Origin of the sequence: Shinella yambaruensis, from assembly GCF_050859155.1 — a bacterium.
In the GTDB taxonomy this organism is placed as follows: domain Bacteria; phylum Pseudomonadota; class Alphaproteobacteria; order Rhizobiales; family Rhizobiaceae; genus Shinella; species Shinella yambaruensis.
In genome coordinates this window covers 3,882,316-3,908,682 of sequence record NZ_CP150638.1, presented here as the reverse complement: position 1 = coordinate 3,908,682, position 26,367 = coordinate 3,882,316, and the positions used below count along the sequence as shown (strand labels likewise).

The 26,367-nt window shown below is 66.4% G+C and carries 27 protein-coding genes; 10 read left to right on the top strand and 17 right to left on the bottom strand.

All coding sequences use genetic code 11. The features are described from left to right. Positions 1-97 precede the first annotated feature (97 nt). Both WMC41_RS19100 and WMC41_RS19095 read left to right on the top strand, forming a co-directional pair. Positions 98-505 (top strand): F0F1 ATP synthase subunit epsilon, encoded by a 408-nt coding sequence (locus tag WMC41_RS19100; RefSeq protein ID WP_244769342.1) that lies wholly within the window; start codon positions 98-100, stop codon positions 503-505. Between the two features lie 222 nt (positions 506-727). Continuing rightward, positions 728-2,155 carry a mannose-1-phosphate guanylyltransferase/mannose-6-phosphate isomerase gene (locus tag WMC41_RS19095; RefSeq protein ID WP_244769343.1) on the top strand — a complete coding sequence of 476 codons (1,428 nt, stop codon included), beginning with the start codon at positions 728-730 and terminating at the stop codon, positions 2,153-2,155. Between the two features lie 6 nt (positions 2,156-2,161). Here the strand turns inward: WMC41_RS19095 and WMC41_RS19090 are convergent, their stop codons facing one another. The 4 genes from WMC41_RS19090 to WMC41_RS19075 form a co-directional block, all read right to left on the bottom strand. Next, a complete protein-coding gene (locus WMC41_RS19090) occupies positions 2,162-2,911 on the bottom strand; it encodes a metallophosphoesterase family protein (RefSeq protein WP_432345717.1) in 750 nt (249 codons plus the stop codon). Between the two features lie 122 nt (positions 2,912-3,033). After that, positions 3,034-3,639, bottom strand: coding sequence for a thermonuclease family protein (locus tag WMC41_RS19085; RefSeq protein WP_432345715.1), 606 nt, complete (start codon positions 3,637-3,639; stop codon positions 3,034-3,036). A 23-nt stretch (positions 3,640-3,662) separates the two neighbouring features. Continuing rightward, positions 3,663-4,424: a DUF6030 family protein gene (locus WMC41_RS19080; protein ID WP_432345713.1), complete on the bottom strand. Its 762-nt coding sequence runs from the start codon at positions 4,422-4,424 to the stop codon at positions 3,663-3,665. Between the two features lie 146 nt (positions 4,425-4,570). Beyond that, positions 4,571-5,482 carry a LysR substrate-binding domain-containing protein gene (locus tag WMC41_RS19075; RefSeq protein WP_432345711.1) on the bottom strand — a complete coding sequence of 304 codons (912 nt, stop codon included), beginning with the start codon at positions 5,480-5,482 and terminating at the stop codon, positions 4,571-4,573. Between the two features lie 103 nt (positions 5,483-5,585). Here WMC41_RS19075 and WMC41_RS19070 point away from each other — a divergent pair, with 103 nt between their 5' ends. The 4 genes from WMC41_RS19070 (at position 5,586) to ubiG (ending at position 10,236) form a co-directional block, all read left to right on the top strand. Beyond that, entirely contained in the window at positions 5,586-6,737 is a 1,152-nt protein-coding gene (locus WMC41_RS19070; RefSeq protein ID WP_432345709.1) for an iron-containing alcohol dehydrogenase, read from the top strand. 8 nt (positions 6,738-6,745) lie between these two features. Beyond that, positions 6,746-8,245 carry an aldehyde dehydrogenase gene (locus WMC41_RS19065; protein WP_432345707.1) on the top strand — a complete coding sequence of 500 codons (1,500 nt, stop codon included), beginning with the start codon at positions 6,746-6,748 and terminating at the stop codon, positions 8,243-8,245. A 22-nt stretch (positions 8,246-8,267) separates the two neighbouring features. Next, positions 8,268-9,392, top strand: a complete 1,125-nt coding sequence (locus tag WMC41_RS19060) for a mandelate racemase/muconate lactonizing enzyme family protein (RefSeq protein ID WP_432345705.1) — start codon at positions 8,268-8,270, stop codon at positions 9,390-9,392. 94 nt (positions 9,393-9,486) lie between these two features. Continuing rightward, positions 9,487-10,236: a bifunctional 2-polyprenyl-6-hydroxyphenol methylase/3-demethylubiquinol 3-O-methyltransferase UbiG gene (gene ubiG, locus WMC41_RS19055; protein WP_432345703.1), complete on the top strand. Its 750-nt coding sequence runs from the start codon at positions 9,487-9,489 to the stop codon at positions 10,234-10,236. A gap of 25 nt (positions 10,237-10,261) precedes the next feature. On the opposite strand, the gene WMC41_RS19050 is transcribed toward ubiG, so the two are convergent. The 5 genes from WMC41_RS19050 to WMC41_RS19030 are packed head-to-tail and all read right to left on the bottom strand — an operon-like array spanning position 10,262 to position 13,217. Beyond that, positions 10,262-10,840, bottom strand: a complete 579-nt coding sequence (locus tag WMC41_RS19050; RefSeq protein ID WP_432345701.1) for a DUF3291 domain-containing protein — start codon at positions 10,838-10,840, stop codon at positions 10,262-10,264. Then, positions 10,840-11,268 carry a DUF1178 family protein gene (locus tag WMC41_RS19045; protein WP_064331717.1) on the bottom strand — a complete coding sequence of 143 codons (429 nt, stop codon included), beginning with the start codon at positions 11,266-11,268 and terminating at the stop codon, positions 10,840-10,842. The genes WMC41_RS19050 and WMC41_RS19045 overlap by 1 nt, the downstream gene beginning before the upstream one ends. Then, positions 11,265-12,122: a carbon-nitrogen hydrolase family protein gene (locus WMC41_RS19040; RefSeq protein ID WP_432345699.1), complete on the bottom strand. Its 858-nt coding sequence runs from the start codon at positions 12,120-12,122 to the stop codon at positions 11,265-11,267. Before WMC41_RS19040 ends, WMC41_RS19045 begins: the two co-directional genes overlap by 4 nt. Before the next feature lie 10 nt (positions 12,123-12,132). Then, a complete protein-coding gene (grxC, locus tag WMC41_RS19035; protein WP_432345697.1) occupies positions 12,133-12,390 on the bottom strand; it encodes a glutaredoxin 3 in 258 nt (85 codons plus the stop codon). Positions 12,391-12,425: 35 nt separating this feature from the next. After that, entirely contained in the window at positions 12,426-13,217 is a 792-nt protein-coding gene (locus WMC41_RS19030) for a ComF family protein (protein WP_432345695.1), read from the bottom strand. Positions 13,218-13,279: 62 nt separating this feature from the next. Between WMC41_RS19030 and WMC41_RS19025 the strand changes: the two genes are divergently transcribed. Beyond that, positions 13,280-14,149 (top strand): methyltransferase domain-containing protein, encoded by an 870-nt coding sequence (locus tag WMC41_RS19025; RefSeq protein WP_432345693.1) that lies wholly within the window; start codon positions 13,280-13,282, stop codon positions 14,147-14,149. A 1-nt stretch (position 14,150) separates the two neighbouring features. Here WMC41_RS19025 and WMC41_RS19020 read toward each other — a convergent pair whose 3' ends face one another. The 6 genes from WMC41_RS19020 to WMC41_RS18995 all read right to left on the bottom strand — a co-directional run bounded on the left by WMC41_RS19020 (position 14,151) and on the right by WMC41_RS18995 (position 18,245). Then, a complete protein-coding gene (locus WMC41_RS19020) occupies positions 14,151-14,333 on the bottom strand; it encodes a Flp family type IVb pilin (RefSeq protein ID WP_244769355.1) in 183 nt (60 codons plus the stop codon). 37 nt (positions 14,334-14,370) lie between these two features. Beyond that, positions 14,371-14,688 (bottom strand): hypothetical protein, encoded by a 318-nt coding sequence (locus WMC41_RS19015; RefSeq protein WP_244769356.1) that lies wholly within the window; start codon positions 14,686-14,688, stop codon positions 14,371-14,373. A 108-nt stretch (positions 14,689-14,796) separates the two neighbouring features. After that, positions 14,797-15,219, bottom strand: coding sequence for an 8-oxo-dGTP diphosphatase MutT (gene mutT / locus WMC41_RS19010; RefSeq protein WP_272806898.1), 423 nt, complete (start codon positions 15,217-15,219; stop codon positions 14,797-14,799). Further along, positions 15,216-15,974 carry a GNAT family N-acetyltransferase gene (locus WMC41_RS19005; protein ID WP_244769358.1) on the bottom strand — a complete coding sequence of 253 codons (759 nt, stop codon included), beginning with the start codon at positions 15,972-15,974 and terminating at the stop codon, positions 15,216-15,218. Before WMC41_RS19005 ends, mutT begins: the two co-directional genes overlap by 4 nt. An 88-nt stretch (positions 15,975-16,062) precedes the next feature. Beyond that, on the bottom strand, positions 16,063-17,295 hold the full coding sequence (gene argJ / locus WMC41_RS19000; RefSeq protein WP_432345690.1) for a bifunctional glutamate N-acetyltransferase/amino-acid acetyltransferase ArgJ: 1,233 nt from the start codon (positions 17,293-17,295) through the stop codon (positions 16,063-16,065). Positions 17,296-17,345: 50 nt separating this feature from the next. Beyond that, the gene (locus WMC41_RS18995; RefSeq protein WP_244769360.1) at positions 17,346-18,245 is read right to left on the bottom strand and encodes a peptidylprolyl isomerase; all 900 of its coding nucleotides are present in this window, start codon (positions 18,243-18,245) and stop codon (positions 17,346-17,348) included. Positions 18,246-18,482: 237 nt separating this feature from the next. Here WMC41_RS18995 and secA point away from each other — a divergent pair, with 237 nt between their 5' ends. From secA to WMC41_RS18980, 3 genes are all read left to right on the top strand, one after another. Continuing rightward, a complete protein-coding gene (gene secA / locus WMC41_RS18990; RefSeq protein ID WP_432345688.1) occupies positions 18,483-21,209 on the top strand; it encodes a preprotein translocase subunit SecA in 2,727 nt (908 codons plus the stop codon). A gap of 274 nt (positions 21,210-21,483) precedes the next feature. Then, positions 21,484-22,911, top strand: coding sequence for a lipopolysaccharide biosynthesis protein (locus WMC41_RS18985; protein ID WP_432345686.1), 1,428 nt, complete (start codon positions 21,484-21,486; stop codon positions 22,909-22,911). After that, the gene (locus WMC41_RS18980; RefSeq protein ID WP_272806894.1) at positions 22,901-24,169 is read left to right on the top strand and encodes a GNAT family N-acetyltransferase; all 1,269 of its coding nucleotides are present in this window, start codon (positions 22,901-22,903) and stop codon (positions 24,167-24,169) included. Before WMC41_RS18985 ends, WMC41_RS18980 begins: the two co-directional genes overlap by 11 nt. 48 nt (positions 24,170-24,217) lie before the next feature. Here the strand turns inward: WMC41_RS18980 and WMC41_RS18975 are convergent, their stop codons facing one another. Both WMC41_RS18975 and WMC41_RS18970 read right to left on the bottom strand, forming a co-directional pair. Further along, on the bottom strand, positions 24,218-25,861 hold the full coding sequence (locus WMC41_RS18975; protein WP_432345683.1) for an AMP-binding protein: 1,644 nt from the start codon (positions 25,859-25,861) through the stop codon (positions 24,218-24,220). A gap of 76 nt (positions 25,862-25,937) precedes the next feature. After that, the gene (locus WMC41_RS18970; protein WP_244769365.1) at positions 25,938-26,201 is read right to left on the bottom strand and encodes a BON domain-containing protein; all 264 of its coding nucleotides are present in this window, start codon (positions 26,199-26,201) and stop codon (positions 25,938-25,940) included. Between the last annotated feature and the right edge of the window lie 166 nt (positions 26,202-26,367).

Here is a 26,367-nt window from a genome sequence, read left to right as displayed (position 1 = left end):
CAGCGAATAGGAAATAGGGAGTAGCGAATAGGGAAAATGCGAACCTCGAATACGAATTCTATTCGCTATTCGCTATTCGCTATTCGCTAAGATGGTCATGGCAACAGAATTCAACTTTGAACTCGTTTCCCCCGAGCGTCTGCTGGTTTCCGGCAGCGTCAGCGAGGTCGTCATCCCGGCGACCGAGGGCGAGATGACCGTCATGGCCAACCACGCGCCGACCATGACGACGATCAAGCCGGGTGTCGTCACCGTGAAGTTCGCGGACGGCAAGAAGGACCGCTACGTGGTCTTCGGCGGGTTCGCCGACATCGTCCCGACAGGCTGCACGCTTCTGGCCGAATCGGCCGTGCACGTCGACGACTTCAAGAACGAAGACATCGTTCGCCGCATCGAAGCCGCCCGTGCCGAGCTGAGCCATGCCAAGTCGGACGACCAGAAGTTCGGCATCGAGACCTATCTCGCCGAACTCACCACGCTGCAGGGTATCGTCGTACCGGCCTGATCGCGGTACGCTTTTGCGCCTGTCAAACCCGCCGTTCCGGCGGGTTTTTTGTTGCCTTCATTTCACTGCTTGCGAAGAAGGTCCTCTTTACCCTATCCGCAACATTGCGTACCCGACCGGAACGCCAGGTTGTGGTAGTTTGCTGTTTCTTTACGACGCCGGGCGAGAGTGGCGCGCAAGGCGTGCGCCATGAGGGCGGACCAACGCATCAGGACGAGCAGGATGAGCAGCAAGATCGTACCCGTCATCATGGCCGGCGGTAAGGGCACCCGTCTCTGGCCGCTGTCGCGCGCCTCCGCGCCGAAGCAGTTCCTCGAATTCCTCGGGGAAACCACGCTCTTCCAGAAAACGCTGGCGCGCGTCGCCGATGCGGGGCTCTATGCGGCGCCGATCGTCGTCACCAACAGCGACTTCCGCTTCCTCGTCGCCGAACAGGCCCGCGCGGCCGGCGTCGCGCTCACCTCGATCCTGCTCGAGCCCGTCGCCCGCAACACGGCGCCGGCGCTTGCCGCCGCCGCGACCTTCATCGCGCGCCATCACGGCGACGACGCGATCATGCAGGTGCTTGCCTCCGATCACGAGATCGATGCCAACGCCACCTATTTCGATTGCATCGCCAGGGCGGCTGCCGCCGCGAGGGCCGGCCGCCTCGTCACCTTCGGCATCACGCCGAGCGAGCCCGCGACCGGCTACGGTTACATCGAGATCGGCGAGGACCTCGGCAACGGCGCCAATGCGGTACGCCGGTTCGTCGAGAAGCCGGATCACGAAAGGGCGACGGCCATGCTGGCGGCCGGCGGCTATCTCTGGAATTCCGGCATGTTCATGCTGCCGGTCGGGCTCTTCCTGCGCGAACTGCGGCAATATGCGCCGGACGTGCTGGAGGCGGCGGGCGAAGCGGTCGCCAAGGCACAGCACGACCTCGACTTCGAGCGGCTCGACGAGGCGGCCTTTTCGCGCGCGCCCGACATCTCCGTCGACTATGCCATTTTCGAGAAGACGCCGATCGCCGCCGTCGTGCCCTCGCCGATCACCTGGTCCGATCTCGGCAGCTGGGATTCGGTGTGGAAGACCGGCCGGCAGGACGAGGCCGGCAACGTCGCCGACGGCAGCACGACGGTGCTCGACACGCGCAACTCGCTGGTCATCTCGCGGGACATCCACGTCGCCGTGCAGGGTCTCGACAATGTCGCCGTCATTGCCAGCGAGGACGCCGTCTATGTCGGCCGCATGGAGGACAGCCAGAACGTCGGCAAGCTGGTGAAGCATCTCGCCAGCCTGCCGAAGACGGCGAAGCTGACCGAGACGCACCCGACCTCCTACCGGCCCTGGGGCGGCTATACCTCGGTGCTGAACGGCGAGCGATTCCAGGTCAAGCGCCTGTTCGTGACGCCCGGCAAGCGGCTGTCGCTGCAAAAGCACCACCATCGCTCGGAACACTGGATCGTCGTGCGGGGCACGGCCGAGGTGACGATCGGCGACAGGACGATCCCGCTGCGTGAGAACGAATCCGTCTACATTCCGCAGGGCGAGGTGCATCGCCTCGCCAATCCGGGAAAAATCCTGCTCGAACTGATCGAGGTGCAGACCGGCTCCTATCTCGGCGAGGACGACATCATCCGTATCGAGGACGAGTTCGGGCGGGGGTGATGATCCCTAAATCAGGTCCGCGCCCGCAAGGGTCACCCTGAGGGCGGTCAGCCGGCCGGTGGCGTAGCAGGTCGTGTCGATGCAGATGCGGCCCTTGCCGAAGACCGGCTCGCGCCCCGCCGTATGGCCGTGGATGACCGTCAGCGGCAGGCCGGGACCTTCGCTGAGGAAGGGCTCGCGGATCCAGATGAGGTCATGATCCTCCTGCCGGGCGAGCGGAATGCCGGGCATGATGCCGGCATGGACGAAGAGCCGGTCGCCGCTCGTCAGCGCGATCGGCATGTTTTGCAGGAAATCGATAAGGTGCTGCGGGACCGCGCGGCGCAGGGCCGCGCCGAGCGTGTGTACCGCCTCGCTGGGGTCGGTATAGTCCGCAAGGTCCAGCCCGTAGGAGCGCAGCGTGGCGTCGCCGCCGTAGTCCAGCCAGCGCAGGTGCTGGTGCGGATTGAAGATGAATTTCAGGAACGTGTCGTCATGGTTGCCGCACAGCGCGATGCGCTCGATGCCGTCGCCGTGTTCGGGCTTCGCCAGATGCTCGATCACCGCCCGGGAGGCCGGGCCGCGGTCGACATAGTCGCCGAGATAGAGGAGGAGCGGCCGCTCGGCCATGCGGGACGCGGCGTCCGCGCGGATCCTGTCCTCAAGCGCCAGCAGGGCGTCGAGGCAGCCATGAACATCGCCGATGGCGTAGATGAGCGGCCGGTCGGCGGCAAGCGTGAGGCGCTGGCGGAGCATGGGCTGGGCAGGGAGGCTCATGGTCCTGTCATAGCGGGGATGGGCCGGAGAGGGAACCGGCAAGTGGCGTATCGGCGTCGGATAATGCGGCAAAAGCGAGAGTCTGGGGCATTCCTGGTGAACCGGAGTTCATCGGGAATGCTCTAACGTCCCCGCCCCGGCGGGCATCGCTTGAGGGCGCGGCATTCCGCGTCGATCCAGATGCCGGCCTTTCGCCGCATGGCGTCCTCCTGGGTGGCGGCAAGCCGCGGCGTGGCGGCCGAGGCCGCACCGGTCGCGACGAGCGTTTCGGCGAGATCCTTGCCGCCGGCCGAGCAGGTGAGGAAGGACACGCCGGAAAACCGGATATTCTCTTCGCAGGTCAGGCTCTTGCCGGCGACCAGCCGCCTGAGGGCGATGCGCGCCTGCTGGCCGCAGATAGCGACCATGCCGTCGGCATCGCGGCAGAACCGCTTCGGATCGACCGGCACGGCGTCCGTCAGCACATAGAGCCGGCCACCGTCCGCGAAGGAGGCGCTGTCGAAGACGGTGACGCGGGCGGACGGGTGAAGGCGCAACGGCAGCACGATCGGCTCCACGGCCAGCCGCTCATAGGCCTGCGTCTTGCGGTCGATGCGCACGGGCTTGTCGGTCCAGATCGGATCGTCCGAAACCGGGCCGGATTCGAGGCCGGCAGCCTGGGCGGTGGCCGCCGAGAAGAGGAAAGCAAGCACCTGTGCCCACCGGGTTCGCTTTGTCGGTCTTTTCATGGCAAGCTCCATCTCCCGGCGCATCACAGCTTGTCGGGCAGCGGCAGCCAGCGGCCGCGATCGAAATAATCCGGCAGGTAGGTGCCGCGGGTTCGCGTGCGGTCCGGCGTGATGATGAAATTGTAGCGCGGCGTTTCGCTGAACTCCTTCTTGAGCTGGATGCGGTTGCCGAAGCGGATGATGTCGAATTCCTTGAGCGCGCGGATATCGGCGAAGATGTCGGGCGCCTCTTCCCAGCGCACCTCGTCGAGGAAGACCTCGATCGCCGCGATGACGGCATCCGTCACGCGGTTCTGCGTCGCCGTGTTCTCGATGTTGAGCTTGATGCGGAAGGAGGAGACGCGGGTTTCCGCATTGCCCCGGATCGACAGGAAGGCGGAGGAGGACGGATTCGTGCCGTCGCTCGCGTCGGGGAATTCGCGGTAGGACTGGCATTCCCAGCTCTGCTGGTCGAACAGCCCGGCCTTCCAGCCGGCCGTCTCGAAGCCGCTGCGGCGCAGCGCATCGCAGAGCATTTCCGGCGCCTTGCGGATGGTGCGGACGAACCGGGTCTGCATCGGCGTGACGGGCGTCAGGAGCCGTTCCGGGATGAGACCCCTGGGGCGCGGCACGCGGTTGCCCTTCAGTTCATAGGGGCGCAAGTCGCGCGTCTGCGGCGTCACGGTGACGGGATCGTAGCCGAAGCGGGCGAGCAAGCGGTTGAGATTGCGGTAGTCGTTGGCCAGGAGCACGGTCGCGCCGATTGCCCCGAGCAGCACGACGGCCAAAAGCCCGAAGACAACCAAGCCGGATCTGCCTTGCTTCCGCTCCGTCATGCCGAACCGCGCCGTTGCCCGTGTCGATGCGGTGGTGCCGGGCCCATGCCGGGCCGGATCCATCGATCTCCCGCTCCTGATAGGCTACTCCCTGGATGCCTGCAAGCGCGGGGGCCTTACGGCCCGGCGCGGCTGGCGAGCAGGCTGTCGTGCAGCCGGAGCGCTTCGGGCGGCGAGGTGCGGAATTTCGGCAGGCCGAGATGATAGCCGTAGCCGGTGACGAGGCGCGTCTCCCCGAGCTGCACCAGGGCGCCCTCGGCAAGCGCGGCGGCAAGGAGATCGAGGCTGCCGAGCGCCACGCCGTCGCCGCTGAGGGCCGCGTCGACGGCGAGCGCATAGGTGGAGAAGGTGAGGTGCGGCCGCGGCGGCGCCTTGCGGAGTGCCTGTGGTGCGACCCGCTCCAGCCAGGGGCGGAAGGAGATCCAGTTGGCATTGAAGCGTTCGTAGTCGATGAGGTCGAGGGCGATAAGATCGGCCGGGGCAATGGCGGCGGCATCGAGGCCCTTGCGGGCGATATAGTCCGGCGAGGCCACCGGGGCGAGCGTTTCGGCGAGAAGCGGCGTCAGCCTCCAGCGGGGGTGCTCGCCGGCGCTGTAGAGGATGACGAGGTCGTTGTTCTCGGAGGCGAGGTCGGCCGGGCTGTCCGACGTGACGAGGCGGAGCGTGACGTCGGGATTGTCGCGGGAGAAATCGCGCAGGCGCCGGCCGAGCCAGAGATGGGAGACAGACCCGCTGGCGGCGAGCGAGATGCTCTGTCCCGCGCCGGTGCGGAACGGCTCCAGGCTTTCCTCCAGATAGTCGAGCGAGGCGCGCACGCGCTGGAACAGCCTTTCGCCGCGCGGCGTCAGGGCCAGGTTCTTACCGCTGCGGGCGAAGAGCTGCGTGCCGAGATGATCCTCCAGCCCCTTGATGCGCCGGCTGACGGCCGCCTGGGTGATGTTCAGCTCCCGCCCGGCGCGCGAAAAGTTCATGTGCCGGCAGGCGGCGTCGAAGACACGGAAGGTTTCGAGGGGGATACGGGCGAGCATGGCGTCCTTCATGATCTGAGGTTATCAAAAAGACTGAAAAATCCAAGGATTTGAAAATCTGAAATTGTGATGCACGGTTCGACAAATCCGTTCGGGAGGTTCCGTGCCGTTCACAACGTCTTTCGTGCCCGAGATTCGTTTCGGCGAAGGGGTCCATGAGACCATCGCCGCATGCGCCCGTGCGCTCGGTGCCCGCTCCGTGCTCGTCGTCATCGACGGGTTCCTTGCCGCCGGCGGGCTCGGCGGGCTCGGCGGGCGCCTGGCCGACCAGTTTGATGCCGAGGGCGTGGCGGTGGAATTCTTCTCCGGTTTTGCCGGCGAGCCGAAGCTGGTCGCGGTCGAGGCCGCCACGGCAGCGGCCAGCGGCAAGGACCTCGTCGTCGGTCTCGGCGGCGGGTCGGCGCTCGATATCGCCAAGATCGCGGCTTGCGTGGCGGCGGGCGCGGACGGCCCGATGCACTTTGCGCTTGCCGCCCACCCTTTGCCGGGCAGGCCGCTGCGCAAGATCCTGGTGCCGACGACGGCGGGCACCGGCTCGGAAACGTCGGCGACGACCATCTTCACCGGGCCGGAGGGCAAGAAGCTGTGGATCTGGGGGCCGGAGACCAAGGCGGACCTCGTGCTGCTCGATCCGGCGCTCACCGTGACGCTTCCGGCAAACCTTACCGCCTGGTGCGGGCTCGACGCCTTCGTGCATGCCTTCGAGGCGGCGACCAACCGCAACGCCCATGCCGGCGCCGCGCTCTATGCCCATGCCGCGCTCGGCCTCCTCGTGGAGGCGCTGGAAACGGCGGTCAAGAACCCGGCGGACAGGGAGGCGCGCGGCAAGGTGCTGCTCGGTGCCTGTTATGCCGGCATCGCGATCGACAATTGCGGCACGGCGATCGCCCATACGATCAGCCATGCGCTCGCCGGCCTTGCGCCGGTGCATCACGGGCTCGCCACGGCGCTCGGCTTCGAGGCGACGCTCGCCTGGCTCGTCGAGGCCGACACGCCCGACCTTGCCGCGGCGGCGCGGGCCTGCGGCCTGCAGGATGCGGCGATGCTGCCCGGCTTCGTCGCCGACCTGATGGACCGTTGCGGCATCGTCCGCGCCCTGCCGGCCGCCTTTGCCGCCTTCACCGCCGAAGACCTCGCCCGTGAGATGCGCGCGCCGGAGAACCAGCCGATGCGCCGCTCGACGATCCGGACGGTTTCGGATGCCGATATCGATACCTTCGCCGCCAGCATGATGGCGCTGCCCCGGACGCTCTGAGGACGACCATGACCGAACAGCACAGCCGCGCCTATTGGGAAGAACGCCTTGCCGGCCTCTCGCTTGCCCGCGGGCATTTCATCGACGGCAGGGTGCAGCCTGCCGTTTCCGGCCGGACTTTTACCCGCACGCGGCCCATGGACGGCCAACCCGGCGCCGTGCTCGCGCGCGGCGATGCGGTCGATGTCGACCGTGCCGTGGCCTCTGCCCGCAAGGCCTTTGCCAGCGGTGTGTGGCGTGGCAAGGAGCCGCTGGAGAAGAAGCGGATCATGCTGCGCTGGGCGGAGCTGATCCGTGCCCATGGCGAAGAGCTGGCCCTTCTCGAAACGCTCGATGTCGGCAAGCCGGTGCAGGCCTCGCTCGGCGTCGACGTGCGCCTATGCGCCGAGGGCATCCAGTATTACGGCGAGATGATCGACAAGATGTATGACGAGATCGCCCCGACCGGACCGAAGGCGCGCGCGCTCGTCCGCAAGGTGCCGCTCGGTGTCGTCGCGGCGATCACGCCGTGGAACTATCCGATGATCATCGATGCCTGGAAGCTCGGGCCGGCGATCGCGGCCGGCAATTGCGTGGTGCTGAAGCCGGCCGAGCAGTCCTCGCTCTCGGCGCTGCGGCTCGCCGAGCTTGCCGTCGAGGCGGGCCTGCCCGCCGGCGTCTTCAACGTCGTCACGGGTTTCGGCGAGGAGGTCGGCAAGCCGCTGGCGCTCCACGCGGATGTCGACATGGTCGCCTTCACCGGCTCGACCGAGGTGGGCAGGCTGATCATGGGCTACGCCGCCCAGTCGAACCTCAAGCGCGTGGCGCTGGAACTCGGCGGCAAGTCGCCGCTCGTCGTCTTTGCCGATGCCGATCTCGACGCGGCGGCGAGCGCGGCCGCCTGGGGCTGCTTCTACAATTCCGGCGAGACCTGCCATGCCGCGACCCGCCTTCTCGTGCAGCGCCCGGTGCAAGATGCGCTGATCGAGAAGATCGAGACGGTGGTGAAGCGCGAGATCGTGCTGGCGCATCCCTTCGAGCCTTCGGCGCAGATCGGCGCGCTAATCGAGGCAGAGCATATGGACAAGGTCCTCGGCCTCGTCGCGGCAGGCGAAAAGGGCGGCGGGCGCCGCGTCTTCGGCGCGGAGCGCGTCTTGTCCGAGACGGGCGGCTACTATGTCTCGCCGGGTGTCATTACGGATGTGACGAACGACATGCGCATCGCCCGGCAGGAGATCTTCGGCCCCGTGCTTGCGGCCATCGCCTTCGACACGGAAGAGGAAGCGCTCGCCATCGCCAACGACACCATCTACGGGCTCGCCGGCGCCGTCTTCACCCGAGACATGGACCGGGCGCACCGCTTCTCCGAAGGCATCCATGCCGGTACGGTCTGGATCAACACCTACGACATGTCGAATTTCGCGACGCCCTTCGGCGGCTTCAAGCAATCGGGTTTCGGCCGCGACCGCTCGGTGCATGCGATCGACAAATATTGCGACTACAAGACGATCTGGCAGCAGTTCGGCTGATTGAATTCCAGGGGAGGGGCGCATGAGCAGGATCGTTTCCATCGGCATCAGCCATCACCGGCTGCCGCTCGATCCGCCGTTCAAGGCGAGCTGGGACGGGCGCCCACGCCGGCATTTCGACGCGACGATCGTGCGCGTGCGTGACGAGGAAGGTCGCGAAGGCATCGGTTCCGGCGACCTGATGAAGGGGTTCGAGGGCCACGAGGACCTGTTCATCGGCGCGGACCCGCGCCATCTCGAACGGCACTACGAGGTGCTCTCGCACATCAATTTCCACTATGGCCGCTGCTGGCCGCTGGATCTGGCGCTCTGGGACCTTGCGGGTAAGGTGACGGGCGAGCCGGTCTGGCGCATGCTCGGCGGCCGTGCCGACCGGGTGCGGCTCTATGCGTCCTCCGGCGTGCTGCGAGAACCCGCCGCCATGGCAGACCAGGCCGAGCGCTACATCGCGGAAGGCTTTCCGGCAATGAAGGTGCGCTTCTCCTCCTCAGCCGGCGGGCGCAACGGCTGGCGGGAGGACGTGAAGGCGCTGGAGGCGATCCGCGCCCGTGTCGGCGACCGGCTGGAGCTGATGGTCGATTGCAACCAGGGTTGGCGCATGCCCTGGGACACGACGCTCTCCTGGACCTTCAAGGATGCGCTCGTCGTCGTGCGGGAGCTGGAACGGCTCGGCATCTACTGGATGGAGGAGCCGCTGCACCGCTCCGACCGCAAGGGCATGAAGGCGTTGAAGGAGGCGACGAGCGTGCGCATCGCCGGCGGGGAGATGACGCGCGAGCTCTATGAGTTCCGCGACATCATCGAGGAACGCGCCTTCGACGTGATCCAGCCGGACGTGGCGCTGGTCGGCGGCATCACGGGATGCCGGCGGCTCGCCTTCCAGGCGCGCGAGGCGGGCGTCGCCTTCACCCCGCATTCCTGGACGAACGGCATCGGCGTGCTCGCCAATGCGCATCTGACGGCGGGGGCGGGCGACGCGCCCTTCCTCGAATATCCCTATGACGGGCCGGAATGGAGCGAGGCGCGCCGTGACTACCCGCTGCAGGCGCCGCTGCGGCACGAGGACGGCTGGCTTGTGCTGGGCGAAACGCCCGGCCTCGGCGTGGTCCTCGACGAGGACCGACTCCGGGCGACGCGGCTCGGCTGAACCGCTTCACTTCGTCTCCCTCCGCATTCGACCCTTGACATCCGACCCGGGGAGGCCGACTTCACGGGGGACACGGACGCGAAGGAGACGAGCCATGAGCGAGGCAGCCCGCACGACGATCGATCAGGCGGAAGTCGACCGCTTTTCGGCGATGGCGGCCGAGTGGTGGGACCCGGCCGGAAAATTCCGGCCCTTGCACAAGTTCAATCCGGTCCGCCTCACCTATATCCGCGATCTCGTATCCGGTCAGTTCGGCCGCGACCCCGCAGCGCATCGCCCGCTCGAGGGCCTGCGCATCCTCGATATCGGCTGCGGCGGCGGCCTGCTCTCCGAGCCGATGGCGCGCATGGGGGCGGATGTGCTCGGGGCGGATGCCTCGGAAAAGAACATCGGCATCGCCAAGGCCCATGCGGCGGGCAGCGGCGTTCCGGTCGATTACCGGGCGGTGACCGCCGAGGCGCTGGCGGAAGCCGGCGAGACCTTCGACGTCGTGCTCAACATGGAAGTGGTCGAGCACGTCTCCGACGTCGATTTCTTCCTCACCACCTGCGCCTCCATGGTGCGTCCCGGCGGCATGATGTTCGTCGCCACGATCAACCGCACGCTGAAGGCGGCGGCGCTGGCGATCTTCGCGGCGGAAAACGTGCTGCGCTGGCTGCCGCGCGGCACCCATCAATATGAAAAGCTGGTGCGCCCGGAGGAGATCGAGAAACCGCTGACGGCCTCGGGGCTGACGGTGACCGATCGCACCGGCGTGTTCTTCAACCCGCTGTCCAACCAGTGGAACCTGTCGAAGGACATGGACGTCAACTACATGATGGTGGCGCGCCGCGCCTCCGCCTGAAGCCCGGCCCGCGCGGAAGCTCCGATCAGGCCTTCAACGTCTTCGCGACGGCAAGCAGATCCTGCTGCCCGGCCGCGTTGCGCGCGGCGATCGCCTTCACGCTTTCGCGGTCGATGCCGACGGTGTTGCCGTCGGGGCAAAAGGCCGTCTTGAAGGTGAAGGCGCGGGGCGACGGGCCGTGATCGGCAAGATGCTCCAGCCGCTCGGCGCCATCGGCCCAGAGAGGCCGGACGCCTTCCGCCACCCACCAGAGCACGAGGGCAGGCCAGGCCTGCCGCTGGTTCCAGTTGCGGGCGTGTTTCAGGGCGTCGGCGTGCACACCGTTATAGGTGAAGGCCATCAGCGCCTCGAGCCCGCTCCACAGCGAGAGCGAGGAGGGAGCATCCGCAAAGCCGCTGCCGGTAATGAAGCGGGGATAGACCTTCTCGCCCCAGCTTTCCGGTCCCGGCTCGCCGTCATAGCCGGAACGGCCGACGAACCCCTCCGCCCGGTTCGCCGCCTCGAAATTCAGTGGTTCGCGCAGGCGGAAGCCTTCGACGCGCGGGCTTTCGTAGTCGTCGACATGCAGGCCGAAATTGTAGATCGCGAGATGATGGCCGCGCATCAGTTGGTTTCGTCGGGCAGGACGGGAAGCGGCGCGACCTCGACGCCCTCCTCCAGCAGCTCGCGCACCTCGTCCGCCGAGGCCCGACCGATCAGGCCGCGCTGTTCGGCCTCGCCATAGTGGATCTTGCGTGCTTCTTCCGGAAAGCGCTCGCCGACATCCTCCGAATTGGCGCGGATGGTCGAGACGATCTCCCGAAGCTTGTTCATCATCTCCTTCTGGCCGGCCTGCACCACGAGCTCCTGACGGCGCTCCTTCTTGCGGGCGGTCGAGACGGAGGGCGCCATCAGGCGCTTGGCGACATGGGTGGAGCCGCAGGTGGGACAGGAGACGAGCGCTCTTTTCTGCTGGCGGTCGAAATCGTCCGCCGAGCCGAACCACCCTTCGAAGGCGTGCCCGTTGTCACAGGAAAGCTCGTAGCGGATCAAGCGGCAACGCCTCCCTTCGCGGGCGCCTTTGCCGTTTCCAGCGTGAAGGTGCGCCCGTTGCGCAGGTTGGGGATCTTGTCGTGCGCGGCCTTGACAGCGGCATTGTCAACCTCGGCGAGCACGACGGCCTCGCCCGTGCCGCCAGCGCTGGCCAGGACGCGGCCCCACGGGTCGATGATCATGGAATGGCCGAAGGTCTCGCGGCCGTCCTCATGCGTGCCGGCCTGCGCGGCGGCGATGATGTAGACGCCGTTCTCGATGGCGCGGGCGCGCAGCAGCGTTTCCCAATGGGCTTCGCCGGTCTGGCGCGTGAAGGCGGCGGGAACGGAGATGATCTCGGCGCCGGCCTGGGCCTGCATCTTGAAGAGCTCGGGGAAGCGCACGTCGTAACAGATGGCAAAGCCGAGCCGTGCGAAGGGAAGGTCCGCCATGCGCGCGACGACGCCTGGCGAATAGACCGCGCTTTCGCGCCAGCTCTCGCCATTGTCGAGATCGACGTCGAACATGTGGATCTTGTCGTAGGTGCAGACCTGTCCGCCATCGGGGCCGAACAGGAAACCGCGATTGGCGACCTTGCCGTCGGCAAGCGCGATGGCGGTGGAGCCGACATGCACGTGGATGGCGAGCTCGGCGGCAAGTTCGGCCGCGGCGGCGACCACGAGATCGTCGGCCTCCGTGCGCAGGATGGCGCGCAGCCCCGCGCGGTCGCGCTGGAGCGCGCCGGTCATTTCCGGCGTCTGGACATAGACGGCGCCCTTGGCGGCCGCCTCGCGCACGAGGCGCCGCATCGTCTCCACGTTGCGGACGGGATCGGTCCCGGAGCACATCTGGAGGGCGGCGATCGTGACGGTCATGGCGAACTCCTCAGGCAGCGAGCAGGGCGTCGAGCTCGCCGGCGCGCTCCAGGGCATGCAGGTCGTCGCAGCCGCCGACATGGCGTTCGTCGATGAAGATCTGCGGGAAGGTGCTGCGGCCGTTGGCGCGCTTGATCATCTCCTGGCGGATCTCCGGCGCATAGGTCGCGTCGTGCTCCTGGTAGGTCACGCCCTTGGTTTCGAGAAGTTTCTTGGCGGCGCTGCAATAGCCGCAGAACTGACGCGTATAGATGACGACCGAAGCCATATTCTCCTGCTCCAAAGCTTGGAAAACCTTGTCTTTCATATAGGTCCGGGAAGCGCCCTTGCAAAGGTCAAAACGGTGATGTCGGCGGCGCCTGCCCGTTTCAGCGCGCGCGTGACGGCCGAAACGGTGGCCCCGGTCGTATAGACGTCGTCGACGAGCACCACGCGGCGGCCGAACAGCGCCTCGCGGCCCTCCGGCGTGACGGTGAAGGCGCCGCGCACGTTCTCCTCGCGGGCGCGGGGCCCGAGGCCGATCTGGCGTCGGGTGCGCTTCGTGCGGCGCACGGCATCGACAAGAACGGGCCTGCCGGAAAGCCCGCCGAGCCCGCGGGCAAGCTCCGACGACTGGTTGAACTTGCGCCAGAGGAGGCGGAAGCGATGCAGGGGAACGGGGACGATGGCGTCCGCGGCCTCCACGGTGCCGTCGCCGGCGCGCAGCATCCATCCGGCCATCATCGGCGCGAGATCGGTGCGGTCGCGGTACTTCAGCGCATGGACGAGCACGCGGGCAAGGTCGTCGTAGAGCGCGACGGAGCGCAGCCGGTCAAAGGGTGGCGGGTTGGCGATGGCGTCGGCGCTGAGGATGCCAGGGCCGAGATCGTGCGAGAAGGGCGTGCCGAGCACCTCGCAATAGGGGCGTTCGATCAGGGCGAGCTTCGACCAGCACCGCGGGCAAAGGCCTGCACGGCTGCCGAGCAGCACGCCGCAGCCCGCGCAGGCCGGTGGATAGACGAGGTCGAGGGCGCTGCCCGCAAGGCCGCGCAGCCGGCAGGCAAGGGCCTGCCGGAGCGGGACTGCCGGCGCTGCCTCGGCCTCGATTTCGCCCATGCGGTTGACAATAGTCGGTCCAAGCGGCCAAAGCGAATGGAATTGCGAACCGGACACCTCCCATGGAAACGCTCTTCGACCAATCCCTGATCGACACGAACCGGCGGCGCGCGCTTGCCGGCGAGCCGGCGGATTTCCTGCTCGACGTGGTGGCGCGCGAGCTTGCCGAACGCCTCAGCGTCATCGAGCGCCGCTTCGAGCGGGCTGTCGAGCTGCACGGCCATACCGGTGCCGCCGCGCGGGCGATCGTCGCGACGGGCAAGGTGGACGGGATGGAGCGGGTGGAGAGCGACGCGCGGTTCGCCGCGCCGGGTGAGGCGCTGACGGTCTCGCCGCTCGAAACGGTGCCATTGGAGCCGCAATCGGTCAACCTCATCGTTTCGCCGCTGGCGCTGCACCTCACCAACGACACGCCGGGTGTCTTCGTGCAGATCCGCCGTGCGCTGAAGCCGGACGGGCTGTTCCTTGCGGCCATCCCCGGCAGCGGCACCCTGCAGGAACTGCGCGAGGTGCTGCTTGCGGCGGAAAGCGAGGTCACGGGCGGGGCGAGCCCGCGGGTCATTCCCTTCCCGGATGTGCGCGATGTCGGCGCGCTTCTCCAGCGCGGCGGCTTCGCCCTGCCGGTGACGGACCGGGAGACCTATACGGTGCGCTACGATTCGATCTTTCCGCTGATGAAGGACCTGCGGGCCATGGGCATGGCCAATCCGCTCGCCGGCCGCAGCCGCCGGCCGCTCACGCGCGGCGTCCTCCTGCGCGCGGCGGAGCTTTATGCGGAGCGCTTCTCCGATCCGGACGGGCGCATCCGTGCGAGCTTTTCGGTCATCTATGTTTCAGGCTGGGCGCCGCACGAAAGCCAGCAGAAGCCGCTGAAACCCGGCTCGGCGACGATGCGCCTCGCCGATGCCCTGAAGCAGGGCGGCGGCACCTGATTTATTCTGTTCCGGCGGAGTCGATGGTGTTGGTGATGGTGCCGAAGGTGTCCGAAAGGCTGTTGCTGAAGGCTTCGAGGCCGGCCAGCAGGCCGATCGAGATGAGCCCGAGCAGGAGCCCGTACTCGACAGCCGTGCCGCCGGTGCGGTCGGAGCAGAATGATTTCAGTGATTTCAGCACCATTCCACGCTCCCGCGCCCTCGCGCATCGTTGTTTCTGCTCAGCAGCCGTTGTTTCCACCGGTGCCGTTGACGATGCAGACGGCGCCCGGCATTTCCTGCAGGACGCTGCGGCGCACCGTATAGCGCTTTCTGCCGTCCGACGGGATCGATCCCGTCGAGATCATGTCAAATTCATCCGGCACATTTGCCATCATGCGCTTGTCGGTCTTTGCGGAAAGAACCGGGGTCAGGACGAGCGCAAGCGCGATGACAGCCGTGCCGAAGAGCAGGGCGAGGTTGAGCGCGCCGGTCCGGGTATCGCCGGCCGACGTGAAATCCTTCTCCTGAACGGCTTTCCAGAAGTCTTCGTCACGCATCACAGGGTCTCGTAGGCATTGCAACGTTCAAGACCGATCATTGAACGAGGGTGCTAAACGATTGCTTAACGGAGCATGGAAAATGCTGGGTAAATTCTCGCCAGGCCTTCAAAGAAGGTCCATCAGGAAGGGGATGAGCGGTTCGTCGGCCGGGGGCATCGGATAGTCGCGCAGCGCCTTCGACCGCACCCATTTGATCGCCTGCCCCTCGCGGCCGTGCGCGGTACCCTCGAAGCGGCGGCAGATGTAGAGCGGCATCAGGAGATGGAAGTCGTCATAGGTATGGCTGGCAAAGGTCAGCGGGGCGAGGCAGGCCACCTTCGTGCGGATGCCGAGTTCCTCGTCCAGTTCGCGGATCAGCGTCTCTTCCGGCGTTTCGCCCTGCTCCACCTTGCCGCCGGGAAACTCCCACAGGCCGGCGAGCGATTTCCCCTCCGGGCGCTGCGCCAGCAGAATGCGGCCATCGGCGTCGACGAGCGCGCAGGCGGCGACGAGCAGGATGCGGCGGGGTTTCGTTTCGATCTCGCTCATGCCGCGGCAGGCCCCCGGTAGCTGTACTGGTAGACGTCCTTGAAGCCTGCGCGGCGATAGAGCGCGATGGCGGCGGCATTCTCGGCCTCGACCTGCACCCAGGCCTGGCGCGCGCCCTTGAGCTTTGCCCAGCGCAGCGCGGCATGGAGGACGGCGGTGCCGAGACCGCGGCCGCGCCTTTCCTCCGCGACGCCAAGCTGGAGGATGCCGACGAGGTCGTTGTCATGCACGGCGATCGCCACGGCCGTCGGGCCGAAATCCGGCTCCTCGAAGATGAACAGCCCGGTTTCCGGCTTGATGGCGTTGATGATCTCGGTGAGGCCGGGCTTCAGCGCCGGGTCGTCGCCGGCAACGCGGATACGCGCATCGACGAACCGGCCGACGTCGCGGCTCGGCAGATGGTCGAGCCCCTCGTCACGCGGCAGCGTGGCAAGGTCGGCGGTCATGACGATGGTGCGGCCCGCTTCCGTCCAGCCGGCATCGTCCATGTGGGCGACAAGTTTCGGCGGGGTCAGCGGCGTCTGGCGCACCAGCAGCGGGCGACCGTAGTCGGAAAACTTCTTGGCCGCCTTTTCCAGGCGGATGTCGATGTCGCGCGTGTCGGACGGGTCGAGCGGGTTCACCGAGTTCAGCCGGCGCGAGGGATGGCCGGCGGTCAGCCGAAAGAGCCAGCTTCCGTCGTAGTGCACGGAAGCGGCCGGCCAGGCGCGGAAACCGACGGCCTCAAGCCGCCGGACTTTGGGAAGATCGCTCATCGTCGTTCGTTCGGAGGGCGTCACGCGCGCCGGGCCTCTGTTCTCGTGTCTTTACCAGCAAACGCTGCGCGTATCTGCTGAAGCGGCATCAGCTGCGGTAGTCGCCGTTGATCTCGACATATTCCTTGGTGAGGTCGCAGGTCCAGACCGTCGCCTTGCCGGTGCCGAGGCCGATCTCGACGCGGACAGGGATGTCCTCGCGCTGCATGACGGCGGTGGCCGCCTCTTCGGAATAGGCGGGGTCGCGCTCGCCGTCGACGGCGACGCGGACGTCGCCGAACCAGATGGCGAGGCGGTCGCGGTCGGCCATCTCTCCGGATTTGCCGACGGCCATGACGACGCGGCCCCAGTTGGCGTCCTCGCCGGCAACGGCGGTCTTGACCAGCGGAGAATTGGCGATCGACAGGGCGATGCGCTTGGCCGCCTCGTCGCTTTCGGCGCCCTCGACGGTGATTTCCACCATTTTCCGCGCGCCTTCGCCATCGCGTACGACCTGGAGCGCAAGGTCACGCAGGAGATCATTGAGAGCGGCGCGGAAACCGTCGAGCGTGGCATCGTCAGCCGTCACCGGCGCCTGGCCCTCGGTCGCGCCGGTCGCAAACAGCATCAGCGTGTCCGAGGTCGAGGTGTCGCTGTCGACGGTGACGGAATTGAAGGTCGCACCGACGCCCGCCGAGAGCAGCGATTGCAGCACCGATGCGGGAATGCTTGCGTCGGTGACGACGAAGGAGAGCATGGTCGCCATGTCCGGCGCGATCATGCCGGCGCCCTTGGCGATGCCGTTGATGCGGATGGTGACGCCGCCGAGTTCGGCCGTGCGCGTGGCGACCTTCGGATAGGTGTCCGTCGTCATGATGGCCTTGGCGGCCTCGAACCAGAAGTCCTCCGTGCCGGAGGCGGCGAGGCTGTCGAGCACGCCGGAGAATTTCGTCGCGTCGAGCGGCTCGCCGATGACGCCGGTCGAAGCAAGGAAGACCTCGCCTTCGCTGCAGCCGACGGCCTTTGCGGCGGCTTCCGCGGTCAACTGCGTCGATTCGCGGCCCTTGCGGCCGGTGAAGGCATTCGCATTGCCGGAATTGACCACCACGGCGCGGGCAACGCCGCCCGGAAGATTGGCGCGGCAGAAATCGACCGGCGCGGAGGGGCATTTCGAGCGGGTGAAGACACCGGCGACCGCTGCGGGGCGGTCGAACACCATCATCAGCACATCCGTCCGGTTCTTGTACTTGATCCCGGCGGCGGCGGTCGCCATGCGCACGCCGCGCACCGGCGGCATGTCGGCATAGGTTTTGGGAGCGAGCGGGGAGACGGAACCGGACATCGTGCTTTCCTGTTTCAAGAAAGGCCCGGCAGTCGCCGGGCCGTTGTCGATTACTGCTGGCCTTCGGTTGCCGGCGCGCCTTCGCCTTCACCTGCCGCTTCCGGCTTGTTAACCGCATCATAAGCGGTCTTCAGCGCGGCATCCTGGATGTCGACGGGGGCTGCGGCCTTGGCCTTTTCCAGGAGCTCCAGATACTTGTCGCGCATGACGAGCTGGCGAACCTGGCTTTCGACCTGGTCGAGCGCCGGGGGCTGCTGCTTGCGCTTGTCCTCGACCTTGATGACGTGGAAGCCGAACTGGCTCTTCACCGGTTCCTTGGAGTAGGCGCCCTTCTCCAAGGCGAAGGCGGCCGTCTCGAATTCCGGAACCATGCGGCCCTTGCCGAAATAGCCGAGGTCGCCGCCTTCGGATTTATTCGGGTCGGTCGACTTTTCCTTGGCGATCTCGACGAAGTCCTTGCCGGCATCGAGTTCGGCGATCACGGCCTTGGCCTCTTCCTCGGTCTTGACGAGGATGTGGCGGGCGCGGATTTCATCTTCCGGCTCGATGGCGGCGACTTCCTTGTCGTAGCGGGCCTTCACCTCTTCCGGGGTCACGGCGTCGACGACGTGCTTCTTGAAATAGGCGTTGTGCAGCTCGCGATCGGTGAGGAACGCGAGGCGCTGCTTGAAGTCGGGCGTATCCTGCAGGCCTTCCTTGCCGGCGTCGGCGGCGAGCAGCTTCACGTCGATGATCGAGGAGAGGGCGGCGACGCGCTTCTGCTCGTCCGGCAGGTTGGCGAGCTGCGGGTCGAGGCCGGCAATGGCGAGCTTCAGCTCCGATTCGTGGATTTCGACCGTGCCGACCTTGGCGATGACCGGGTCAGCCGCCGCATCCTGTGCGCCGGCGCTGGTGCTTGCGGCAGCAATCGCGATCAGGGCGACTGCTGCGAGCTTGCTGTACTTGAACATATCGAAAAAGACCTTTCACATCCTCGCCGGAATCGGGCCGATATCCGGTGCCAGACGGCTCAACACCACCAGAATGTGGCAGTTGTGCAACCGCCTGAGCCGTTGACATCATTCGACCCCCCTCTTATCTGTCACGCAATCCCGCGTCCAGAACAGTTTCCGGGCGTCTCAAGGCTTTGCGCGCAAATATCGTGCGACCTGTCACGCGCCGGGTGCCACAAAGAAAGGACCATCCTGATGGTCAGCCTCGGCGGCCTAGCCCGCAAGTTGTTCGGTTCCTCGAACGATCGTCGCATCCGCTCCTACAAGCCCCGCGTCGATGCCATCAACGCGCTCGAACCCGAGATGAAGGCGCTTTCCGACGAAGCGCTGCGGGCGAAGACCGTGGAATTCCGCGAGCAGCTCGCCGCCGGCAAGACGCTCGACGATATCCTGGTCCCGGCCTTTGCCGTCGCCCGCGAAGCGGCCCTCCGCGTCCTTGGCCTGCGTCCCTTCGACGTCCAGCTGATCGGCGGCATGATCCTGCACGAGAAATCGATCGCCGAGATGAAGACCGGTGAAGGCAAGACGCTCGTCGCGACGCTGCCCGTCTATCTCAACGCGCTCGCCGGCAAGGGCGTGCATGTCGTCACGGTCAACGACTACCTCGCCACCCGTGACAGCGCCCAGATGGGCAAGATCTACGGCTTCCTGGGGCTCACCACCGGCGTTATCGTGCACGGCCTCGACGACGACCAGCGCCGCGCCGCCTATGCCTCAGACATCACCTACGCGACGAACAACGAACTCGGCTTCGACTATCTGCGCGACAACATGAAGTACGAGCGCGGCCAGATGGTGCAGCGCGGCCACTTCTTCGCCATCGTCGACGAAGTGGACTCCATCCTCGTCGACGAGGCGCGCACGCCGCTGATCATTTCGGGTCCCCTCGACGACCGCTCCGACCTCTATACGACGATCGACACCTTCATTCCGATGCTGGACGAGGCGGACTACGAGATCGACGAGAAGCAGCGTTCGGCCAACTTCTCCGAAGTCGGCACGGAGAAGCTGGAGGGTCTCCTGCGCCAGGCGGGGCTTCTCAAGGGCGAATCGCTCTACGACGTCGAGAACGTCGCCATCGTCCACCACATCAACAATGCGCTGAAGGCGCACAAGCTCTTCACCCGCGACAAGGACTACATCGTCCGCAACGACGAGATCGTCATCATCGACGAGTTCACCGGCCGCATGATGCCGGGCCGGCGCTATTCGGAAGGCCAGCACCAGGCGCTGGAAGCCAAGGAAAAGGTCACGATCCAGCCGGAAAACCAGACGCTGGCCTCGATCACCTTCCAGAATTATTTCCGCATGTATTCCAAGCTCGGCGGCATGACGGGCACGGCCTCCACGGAAGCCGAGGAATTCGGCAACATCTACGGCCTCGACGTCGTCGAAGTGCCGACCAACCTGCCGATCCAGCGCCTCGACGAGGACGACGAGGTCTACCGGACAGTCGAGGAGAAGTACAAGGCGATCATCCAGGAGATCAAGGACGCCAGGGAGAAGGGCCAGCCGGTCCTCGTCGGCACCACCTCGATCGAAAAGTCCGAATATCTCGCCGAGCGGCTGAAGATGTCGGGCTTCAAGGACTTCCAGGTCCTCAATGCCCGCTATCACGAGCAGGAGGCCTATATCGTCTCGCAGGCCGGCGTGCCGGGCGCCGTGACGATCGCCACCAACATGGCCGGCCGCGGCACCGACATCCAGCTCGGCGGCAACCTCGACATGCGCCTCGAGCGCGAGCTTGCTGAGATGGAGCCGGGTCCGGAGCGCGATGCGAAACGCGAGGCCATCGTCGCCGAGGTGAAGAAGCTGAAGGAGCAGGCGCTCGCCGCCGGCGGCCTCTATGTTCTCGCCACCGAACGCCATGAAAGCCGCCGCATCGACAACCAGCTGCGCGGCCGTTCCGGCCGCCAGGGCGACCCGGGCCGCTCCAAGTTCTTCCTGTCGCTGCAGGACGACCTGATGCGCATCTTCGGCTCCGAGCGCATGGATTCCATGCTGCAGAAGCTCGGTCTCAAGGAAGGCGAGGCGATCGTCCATCCCTGGATCAACAAGGCGCTGGAGCGCGCGCAGAAGAAGGTCGAGGCGCGCAACTTCGACATCCGCAAGAACCTCCTGAAATATGACGACGTGCTGAACGACCAGCGCAAGGTCATCTTCGAGCAGCGCATCGAGCTGATGGACGGCGAGAACCTCTCCGAAATCGTCGGCGACATGCGCCACGAAGTGGTGGAGAACCTCGTCCGCCTGCACATCCCGGAAAATGCCTATGCCGAGCAGTGGGATGTCGCGGGCCTCAAGAAGGGCGTTCTCGAACAGCTCAACCTCGATCTGCCGATCGACGCCTGGGCGGCCGAGGAAGGCATCGACGAGAAGGACATCCTGGAGCGCCTGCACAAGGCGACCGACCAGGCGGCCGCCGACCGTGCGGAGCGTTTCGGCCCCGAGATCATGACCTATGTCGAGCGCTCCGTGCTGCTCCAGACGCTGGACCATCTCTGGCGCGAGCACATCGTCAACCTCGATCACCTGCGCTCCGTCATCGGCTTCCGCGGCTATGCCCAGCGCGATCCGCTGCAGGAATACAAGGCCGAGGCCTTCGAGCTCTTCCAGGCGCTGCTGGCGAACCTGCGCCAGACCGTCACCGCGCAGCTGATGCGCGTCGAACTGGTGCGCCAGGCCGCCGATGCCCCCGCGCCGGTGCCGCCGGAGATGGAAGGCCATCATATCGACGGCACCACCGGCGAGGACGATTTCGGCGAAGGCAATGGCGGCGGCTTCATGGCTGTCGGCGTTTCGCCGGAGGATCGCGATCCGAACGATCCGTCGACCTGGGGCCGCGTGTCGCGCAACGAGGCCTGCCCCTGCGGCTCGGGCAAGAAATACAAGCATTGCCACGGCGCCTTCGAGCAGGCGTGATCGAAAAATGACGTTGGCGGCTGCCCTGCCGCCGCCTTCATCCTCCAGCATCATCCTCGGGCTCGACCCGAGGATTCACGCGGCGTGCACGGCGTTTATAGCATGGATGGTCGGGTCAGGCCCGACCAAGACGGAGGAGAGGGCTCAATCCCCGGTTGGCCTTTTGACTGCCGCGTCCGGGCGGCACTTTCTTTGCGGCCGAACCGTTTGTTAACCCTGATCTGACAAGACTGGCTATCGTTCAGTTCTGCGTTGCGTACGGGTTCCTGTGTTGATGGCGGTCATTCAGTCGGCGGAGAAATTGCTGCCATCGGCCCTGCGCGGCAAGGCGGAACCGCTGGTGCGCGCGCTCGGAACGATCCTCGTCAGCGACGATCCCCGCAACCTCGCCCAGCGCATGGCGCTCATCACCTTCGCCATCCGCGTCATCAACGCGGCGATCGCCTTCCTCTCGCAGATCGTCCTTGCCCGCGTGATGGGCGAGTTCGAATACGGCATCTTCGTCTTCGTCTGGGCGCTCGTCGTCATCTTCGGCGACCTGTCCTGTCTCGGTATCCACACCACCGTGGTGCGCTTCCTGCCGGATTATGCCGGGCGCAGCGCGCATGCGGAGATCCGCGGCCTCACCTCGACGGCGCGCGTCTTCGCCATGCTGTCCTCGACGGTGCTGGCGACCATCGGTCTGCTCGTCCTCTGGGTCTTCCACGAAAGCTTTGCCGACTATTACGTCGTGCCGCTCTTCGTCGGCCTCTTCTGCATGCCGATGATCGCGCTCGGCGATGTGCTCGACAGCACGGCGCGCGCCCACAGCTGGGCGGTGGTGGCCCTCAGCCCGACCTATATCATCCGCCCGCTGCTGATCCTCGCCTTCATGGTGCTGGCGGTGTCTCTTGATGCGCCCCATACGGCGCTCACCGCCATGGTCGCCGCGCTCGCCGCCACCTACCTCACCACCGTCGTGCAGTTCTTCAACATCCTGCGCCGGCTGAGCAAGCGTTACGTCAAGGGGCCGCGCAAGCTGGAATTCGCCCTCTGGATCAAGGCGGCACTGCCGATCTTCCTCATCGAGGGGTTCGGTTTCCTGCTCACCAATTCCGACGTCATCGTCGTCGGCCTCTATCTCGACCCGGAAAGCGTCGCCATCTACTTCGCCGCGGCAAAGACCATGGCGCTCGTCCATTTCGTCTTCTTCTCGGTGAAGGCCGCCGCCGCGCCGCGCTTTTCCGCGTTGTTTGCCGCCGGCGACCGGGTGGCGCTCGCGCGCTTTGCCGGCGAGACGGTGCGCTGGAGCTTCTGGCCGTCGCTGGTAGTCGGGCTCGGCGTGCTGGCGCTCGGCCATTTCCTGCTGTCGCTGTTCGGTGCCGCCTTCACGGCGGGCTACAGCCTGATGTTCATCCTCTTCGCCGGCATTCTCGCCAAGGCGCTGATCGGGCCGGGCGAGGTGCTGCTCACCATGGCCGGCCAGCAGAAACTTTGCGTCGTCGTCTATGCCGTGGCGCTGGCGGCGAACATCAGCTTCAACGTCACGCTCATTCCGCTCTTCGGCCTGACGGGCGCGGCCGCCGCCACCACCGGCGCCATGATCGTCGAGGCGATGCTGCTGCACCTCGTCGTGCGCCGGAAACTCTCCATCATTCTCTTCGCCTTCGCCAATCCGGTGAAGGCAAGCCTTGCCAACGGGATGGACCGCCATGACCGATAGCTACGGCTTCGACCACACGATCGCGGCAGGACGCGCCCAGGCCGCCATTCCGCCCGCCCTGCCGCATGCTCCGCCGGCCGACCAGCGCATCGCTGTCGGCCGCCTCGGCCGGTCGCTGGCGCTCTATCCGGCGACGGCCGGCTATGAGCTGCAGCAGGAACTCGATTTCCTGTCGAACCGCGTCATGGAGCCGAACGTCTTCTTCTCCGGCCGCTTCCTCGCGCCCGCCATGCCGCGCCTCGAGGATCGCACGGTGCGCCTTTCGGTGCTGCGCGACGAGAATGCCGGGCGCAGCCGCATGCGCTTCCTCATGCCATTCTCCATCGAGAAGCCGGGCTTTTCCATCGGCTCCAGCATTCTGCGCGCCTGGTCGAACCCGTTCGGGCCGCTCGGGACGCCGCTCGTCGATGCCGAGGATGCCGCCGAAACGCTCGACAATGTGCTCGAGGCCCTTGGCGGCACCGGCAGCGGCCTGCCGGGCATCCTCGTCCTGCCGGACCTGCGCCTCAACGGCGCCTTCGCGCAGCTGATGCGCGCGGTCGCCATCGGCCGCAACCTTCCCGTCACCGTCACCGATACCTATCGCCGCCCGATGCTGGAGAGCCTGCTCGACGGCCAGACCTATCTGCAGCGGGCCATCTCGCCGGAGCATTTCCGCGAATTGCGCCGGCAATGGCGCAAGCTCGATGCGATGGGCGCGCTCTTCTACAACGTCGCCCGCCAGCCCGCCGACATCCGGCTGCGCATGGAGGAGTTCCTGCTGCTCGAAGCCTCGGGCTGGAAGGGCCGCGGCCGCACGGCGATGATCAACGACCGCTATCGCGCTGCCTTCGCCCGCGAGGCGATCAGCAACCTTGCCGAGACCGACGGCGTGCGCATCCATACGCTCGACCTCGACGGCCGCGCCATCGCCTCGATGATCGTCTTCATGATGGGCGGCGAGGCCTATACGTGGAAGACGGCCTATGACGAGGAATTCGCAAAGTTCTCGCCCGGCAAGCTGCTCGTGGCGGAGCTGACGGAGTGGCATCTCGACGACGCCAATATCGCCCGGTCCGATTCCTGCGCGGTACCGGATCATCCGGTCATGAGCCGCTTCTGGGAGGAGCGCGAGGACATGGGCACGCTCGTCGTCGGCCTGCAGCAGAACCGCGACCGCGACGTGCGCCAGGTGGCGACGCAGCTTCACCTTTATCGCAACACGCGCAATGTCGCGCGGCTGCTGCGCGAGAAGATCCGCGCGCTCGCGCGCCGCTGAGGCCATTCCGGCCCGGGCGGCAGCCCAATATTTTAAAGCGCCAAGGAACTAGGCGGCGAACGGCGTTTCCTCCGCCGCCCGCTTGCGCAGGAGGTGGCGGATGACCTTGCCGGAGGTTGTCAGCGGGAGAGCATCGACGAAATCCACCTCGCGCGGATATTCGTGCATGGAGAGCCGCGATTTCACCCAGTCGCGGATGTCGCTCGCCAAGGCGTCCGAGGGTGCGTTGCCGGGGCGCAGCATCACATAGGCCTTGACGATCTCCGTGCGCACCGGATCGGGCTTGCCCACGGCGGCGGCAAGCTGCACGGCCGGGTGGCCGGCCAGGCAATCCTCGATCTCGCTCGGCCCGATGCGGTAGCCGGAGGAGGTAATGACGTCGTCGTCGCGGCCGAAGAAGGTGACGTAGCCCTCCTCGTCCATGCGGCCGAGATCGCCGGTCGTCATCCAGTCGCCAATGAATTTTTCCGCCGTTGCCTTCTCGTTCCTCCAGTAGCCGAGGAACATGACGGGATCGGGCCGCTTCACCGCGACCTGGCCGACGGAGCCGCGCGGCATTTCCCGGCCGTTCGCATCGATGATGGCCACCACATGGCCGGGCACCGGCTTGCCGATCGGCCCCGGCCGCGACACGCCGAGCCTGCCGATCGAGCCGAGCACGATGTTGCACTCGGTCTGGCCGTAGAACTCGTTGATGGTGATGCCCAGCGTGTCGCGCACCCATTCCCAGGTCTCGCGGCCGAGCGATTCGCCGGCCGAGCCGATGGTGCGAAGGTTGAGCCGGTATTTTTCGCGGGGATTCTCCACCGTTTTCATCAGCCGCAGCGCCGTCGGCGGGATGAAGGCATTGCGCACGTCCATGTCCTGCATGATGCGATAGGCCATGTCGGGGTCGAATTTCTGGCCCGGCGAGGAGACGACGGGCACGCCGAGCAGCAGCGCCGGCAGGAGCACGTTGAGAAGCCCGCCCGCCCAGGCCCAGTCGGAGGGTGTCCAGATGCGATCGCCCGGCTGCGGCAGGAATTCGTGATGCATCTGGAAGCCCGGCACATGGCCGAGCAGCACGCGATGGCCGTGCAGCGCGCCCTTCGGCGGCCCCGTCGTGCCCGACGTGTAGATCATCATCGCCGGATCGTCCGGGCCGCTGTCCACGGCCGCGAAGGGGCCGGCATGGCGGACGATGAGGTCCTCGAAGGGCTTTGCCGTGGCGCCTGCAGCCGGCTCGGTGGCGATCACCAGGTCCAGCGTCGGCAGCTCCGCCCGGATCGGCTGCAGGCGCTCCAGGCCGAAACGATTGGTGACGATCGCCTTCGCCTCGGCATTCTTCAGCCGAAACGAGAGGGCATCGGCGCCGAAGAGCAAGGCGAGCGGCAGGGCGATGGCGCCGAGCTTGTAGATGGCGAGATGCGATATGACCGTCTCGAAGCCCTGCGGCAGCAGGATCGCGACGCGGTCGCCGGCCTTCACCCCTTCCGCGGCAAGGCCAGCGGCGAAGGCATCCGACCGGGCGGCGAGCTTGCCATAGGTGAGTGAGAGCGGCGGGGCGTCCGGCAGGAAATGCTGGAGGCAGACCCGGTCCGGCGCGTGCGCCGCCCAGGCATTGGAAACCGCGGTGCCTATGTTGAACCGCTCGGGGATCTGCCAGCGGAAGTCCCGGTACAGCGCATCATAGGTCGATCTCTCGGCGAGCATCCGGCGTCACTCCAGTTTGCTGCATTGCACCTAGCATTCCGGAGGGGCCGCCGGCAATGGCGGCTTTTCGCAGGCGTCAGAGCCAGGAGAGGCGGTTGTCCACCTCGCTGACCTCCTTGACGGAGGCGGCGATCGCGACGGCCCGGTCCGCCTCTTCGGCAGAGCCGACGCTTCCGGAAAGGATGATCCGCCTGCCCTTGCAGGTCACCCTCACGTCGGAGGCATCCACATCGCCGGCGATGGACAGCGCGTCCGCCACCCTGGTCTCGAGCCAGGCCGGGTGCGGTCCGTCGAAATGCTCGGGCTGCTCGCCCTTGAAGGTACCTTCCTTGAAGACCATGTCGCGCTCCTCTTCCTCGGCGTCCGCTTGAAAACGCGGAATGAACGAATTTGTTCTTCTATGGCTGAAGGAAAGACAGGTGTCGTCCTACGTCGACGACCTTGCCCCCGACATGGTTGAGACCCAAGAGCGTGCACATCGCTCTCGGGTCCCCCTCCGCAACCAC

Excerpts from the sequence above, each read along its gene's own strand:
- WMC41_RS19100 (WP_244769342.1), top strand. The coding sequence starts at position 98 with ATGGCAACAGAATTCAACTTTGAACTCGTTTCCCCCGAGCGTCTGCTG.
- WMC41_RS19095 (WP_244769343.1), top strand. The coding sequence starts at position 728 with ATGAGCAGCAAGATCGTACCCGTCATCATGGCCGGCGGTAAGGGCACC.
- WMC41_RS19090 (WP_432345717.1), bottom strand. The coding sequence starts at position 2,911 with ATGAGCCTCCCTGCCCAGCCCATGCTCCGCCAGCGCCTCACGCTTGCC.
- WMC41_RS19085 (WP_432345715.1), bottom strand. The coding sequence starts at position 3,639 with ATGAAAAGACCGACAAAGCGAACCCGGTGGGCACAGGTGCTTGCTTTC.
- WMC41_RS19075 (WP_432345711.1), bottom strand. The coding sequence starts at position 5,482 with ATGCTCGCCCGTATCCCCCTCGAAACCTTCCGTGTCTTCGACGCCGCC.
- WMC41_RS19065 (WP_432345707.1), top strand. The coding sequence starts at position 6,746 with ATGACCGAACAGCACAGCCGCGCCTATTGGGAAGAACGCCTTGCCGGC.
- WMC41_RS19060 (WP_432345705.1), top strand. The coding sequence starts at position 8,268 with ATGAGCAGGATCGTTTCCATCGGCATCAGCCATCACCGGCTGCCGCTC.
- ubiG (WP_432345703.1), top strand. The coding sequence starts at position 9,487 with ATGAGCGAGGCAGCCCGCACGACGATCGATCAGGCGGAAGTCGACCGC.
- WMC41_RS19050 (WP_432345701.1), bottom strand. The coding sequence starts at position 10,840 with ATGCGCGGCCATCATCTCGCGATCTACAATTTCGGCCTGCATGTCGAC.
- WMC41_RS19040 (WP_432345699.1), bottom strand. The coding sequence starts at position 12,122 with ATGACCGTCACGATCGCCGCCCTCCAGATGTGCTCCGGGACCGATCCC.
- grxC (WP_432345697.1), bottom strand. The coding sequence starts at position 12,390 with ATGGCTTCGGTCGTCATCTATACGCGTCAGTTCTGCGGCTATTGCAGC.
- WMC41_RS19030 (WP_432345695.1), bottom strand. The coding sequence starts at position 13,217 with ATGGGCGAAATCGAGGCCGAGGCAGCGCCGGCAGTCCCGCTCCGGCAG.
- WMC41_RS19025 (WP_432345693.1), top strand. The coding sequence starts at position 13,280 with ATGGAAACGCTCTTCGACCAATCCCTGATCGACACGAACCGGCGGCGC.
- WMC41_RS19020 (WP_244769355.1), bottom strand. The coding sequence starts at position 14,333 with ATGGTGCTGAAATCACTGAAATCATTCTGCTCCGACCGCACCGGCGGC.
- WMC41_RS19015 (WP_244769356.1), bottom strand. The coding sequence starts at position 14,688 with ATGCGTGACGAAGACTTCTGGAAAGCCGTTCAGGAGAAGGATTTCACG.
- mutT (WP_272806898.1), bottom strand. The coding sequence starts at position 15,219 with ATGAGCGAGATCGAAACGAAACCCCGCCGCATCCTGCTCGTCGCCGCC.
- WMC41_RS19005 (WP_244769358.1), bottom strand. The coding sequence starts at position 15,974 with ATGAGCGATCTTCCCAAAGTCCGGCGGCTTGAGGCCGTCGGTTTCCGC.
- argJ (WP_432345690.1), bottom strand. The coding sequence starts at position 17,295 with ATGTCCGGTTCCGTCTCCCCGCTCGCTCCCAAAACCTATGCCGACATG.
- WMC41_RS18995 (WP_244769360.1), bottom strand. The coding sequence starts at position 18,245 with ATGTTCAAGTACAGCAAGCTCGCAGCAGTCGCCCTGATCGCGATTGCT.
- secA (WP_432345688.1), top strand. The coding sequence starts at position 18,483 with ATGGTCAGCCTCGGCGGCCTAGCCCGCAAGTTGTTCGGTTCCTCGAAC.
- WMC41_RS18985 (WP_432345686.1), top strand. The coding sequence starts at position 21,484 with ATGGCGGTCATTCAGTCGGCGGAGAAATTGCTGCCATCGGCCCTGCGC.
- WMC41_RS18980 (WP_272806894.1), top strand. The coding sequence starts at position 22,901 with ATGACCGATAGCTACGGCTTCGACCACACGATCGCGGCAGGACGCGCC.
- WMC41_RS18975 (WP_432345683.1), bottom strand. The coding sequence starts at position 25,861 with ATGCTCGCCGAGAGATCGACCTATGATGCGCTGTACCGGGACTTCCGC.
- WMC41_RS18970 (WP_244769365.1), bottom strand. The coding sequence starts at position 26,201 with ATGGTCTTCAAGGAAGGTACCTTCAAGGGCGAGCAGCCCGAGCATTTC.